The 608-nt window shown below is 69.2% G+C and carries 1 pseudogene; it reads right to left on the bottom strand.

The features are described from left to right. Window positions 1–334, bottom strand: a pseudogene (locus tag Vqi01_RS30440) (hypothetical protein); the annotation flags it as partial. Between the last annotated feature and the right edge of the window lie 274 nt (window positions 335–608).

Below are 608 nucleotides of genomic sequence, written 5' to 3'. Positions count from 1 at the left end.
GGCCCAGGTTTTCCAGCTTCGACTCCTGGAACGCGGTGGCGATGGCGACCACGGCGGCGCGTTCGTCCATGCCGGCCTTCTTGGTCGCGGCGATGATGGCCTTCGCGTTACCGATCTGCTCGTCGGTCAGGTCGATGCGCGACTGCTTGCCCTGCACACCGTGCGGGATCAACTTGCCGGTGTCGGGCTTGTCGGCCTGCGCCACGGCGGTGACCGGGGTGGCGGCGGTCGGGGTGGTCTCGGTCGTGGCGTGGTTCAGGGGGCCGGCGGCCAGGCCACCGGCGATGGTCAGACCAGCGATACCGAGCACGGTCTTACGCAGCATGGTGTTCATGACAAAGGGCTCCATTCGGGGGTTGGCGCACACACCCGATGGGGGTCGGGGTGCACGCAAGCACCGTCCGGCGCTCAAAGAGAATGAGGGGGAAAGGTCCAGCGCGCGGGGCAGGGCCTCTTCGCGGCGCCGGGACCATGTGTAACGGCCAGCCAGTCGGCGGCATTCCCCGGGCCGGCATCCGGCTTCGCGGGGTCGGGACCATGTGTAACGACTGACCGGGGGCGGCGATTCCCGGGTACGGCACCCGGCCTCGGGCGGTAATTCTCCGGGG

Origin of the sequence: Micromonospora qiuiae (assembly GCF_016863555.1) — a bacterium.
In the GTDB taxonomy this organism is placed as follows: Bacteria; Actinomycetota; Actinomycetes; order Mycobacteriales; family Micromonosporaceae; genus Micromonospora; species Micromonospora qiuiae.
The sequence above is the reverse complement of the archived record's forward strand: the minus strand, read 5'-3'. Positions and strand labels throughout refer to the sequence as shown.